Source organism: Streptomyces sp. NPDC085866 (assembly GCF_044541035.1).
In the GTDB taxonomy this organism is placed as follows: domain Bacteria; phylum Actinomycetota; class Actinomycetes; order Streptomycetales; family Streptomycetaceae; genus Streptomyces.
The window spans coordinates 1-1514 of record NZ_JBITSQ010000039.1; the positions used below are offsets into that span (position 1 = coordinate 1).

2 protein-coding genes and 1 pseudogene are annotated in these 1514 nt (G+C 69.2%); all 3 read right to left on the minus strand.

Going from position 1 to position 1514, the window contains the following annotated elements; genetic code table 11:
* A partial coding sequence (locus tag ACIF83_RS45630) for a putative T7SS-secreted protein (RefSeq protein ID WP_399736553.1) occupies positions 1-581 on the minus strand: 581 nt, incomplete at its 3' end.
* A complete protein-coding gene (locus ACIF83_RS45635; protein ID WP_399736556.1) occupies positions 581-1240 on the minus strand; it encodes a hypothetical protein in 660 nt (219 codons plus the stop codon). The genes ACIF83_RS45630 and ACIF83_RS45635, both read right to left, overlap by 1 nt.
* Positions 1237-1514, minus strand: a pseudogene (locus ACIF83_RS45640) (hypothetical protein); the annotation flags it as partial. The pseudogene ACIF83_RS45640 and the gene ACIF83_RS45635, both read right to left, overlap by 4 nt.

Below are 1514 nucleotides of genomic sequence, written 5' to 3' on the forward strand. Positions count from 1 at the left end.
TTGTACGCGTCGGCCTTCTTCTTGTACGAGGTCGCCGCCCTCTCGGAGGCCTCCGTGCCCGCCTTGTACAGGTCGATGGCGTGCTTGGCCTGCTTCTGCGCCCAGGTGACTGTCTCCGCGTACGTCTCCAGGGCGGCTGCCGCCTTCGAGCAAGCGTCCGCCGCATGCAGCCACTTCACCGGATGCATCGCGAACTTCTCGCGAAACGTCTCCGCCGCCTCGCCCTGCCACTGCGAGGAGTCCAGCTTCCGCATGCCCTGGCCGACGTTGTCGAAGGCCTTGTGGAAGTCCTTCAGGTGCTTCGCGGTGGCCAGGATGTCCTTCGCGTTGCCGTGGATCAGGTCGGTCGGGTCGTCGCTCTCGCCGAGCTGCTGCTCGCCGGGGGTGGCGCCCAGAGCGGATGCCGCCCCATCACCCCAGTTCTCAACCTTGTCCGCCCAGCCGTGGGCACCAGCCTTGTCCAGGCCCGCACCGATGAGGTCGGTGCCTTTGTCGATGCCCTCTCCGACGAACTTCTTGCCGGAGTCGATGACGTGCCCGGCGCCACCGATGAGGTCGTTGGTCAGGTCACCGAGCCCCATCAGCCCTCACCCCGCCGCTCGGCCGCCCGGGCGCGCTCCTCGGGGGACGGGCCCCACGTGCCGTCGAGCAAGCGGTTGTAGTCGTCGCTGTTCCCGGTCGCCCGGTTGATGTCGTCCATGGTCACGCCCGGCGGCAGCCCCAGCGATCCGGTCATCGCGTCGCGCCCGGCGTCCTTCAGGCTCTGCTTGCTGTGCTGCCACGCCTCGTCGAAGGACTTCTCGCTGTAGTCGGGGTGGGTCACGGCATCGGCGCTGCTCCGGCGCAGCTGGTCCCAGCTCATCTTCTCGACGTCGTCCTCGGACGCGTACGGGTTGCCCACCACCGAGTTGTAGCCGACCTTCAGCGCGCCGCCGACGTACTGGTCCGTCTCGTACAGCGTGCCCGCCGACAGACCCACGTCCTCCGCGAAGGTGTTGCCCTCCACCACCAGGGCACGCACACCCCACTCCCAACGCTCGCAGAAGGACTTGAACTTGGATGTCAGGCCCTCATGGCCGAGTTGGAGCCCGGACAGCTCCAGGTTCGAGAAACCCCGGCCCACGCCCGCGAGACTGTCGACGCCCAACTCCTTCAGCTCGGCGAGCGTCTGGGTGATGCCCTTCGCTATCTCGTCCAGCCCGGCAGCCCTGATGTCCCTGCCGCCCTCGCCCCCGCTCACCGCGGTGCCTCCCCATCGCTCACGTCGACGGCTGCCGCGTCCGGCACGATCCCCGCCACCGGCGGGAACAGCACCCCTTCAGCCCCGCTCGCCGCATCCAGGGCCACCCCGCACGGCACCCCGACGGCCGGGACACCCGCGTCCAGCAACCTGGCGCCCAGCACCCGCTGATACGCCCACTCCCGCTCGCCCTCACCCCTCGCGATCGCGAACCGGGCCAGCGTCTGCTCGTTCGAGAAGGCCAGGATCCAGCGGATGCCGCCGTACTCGGCGG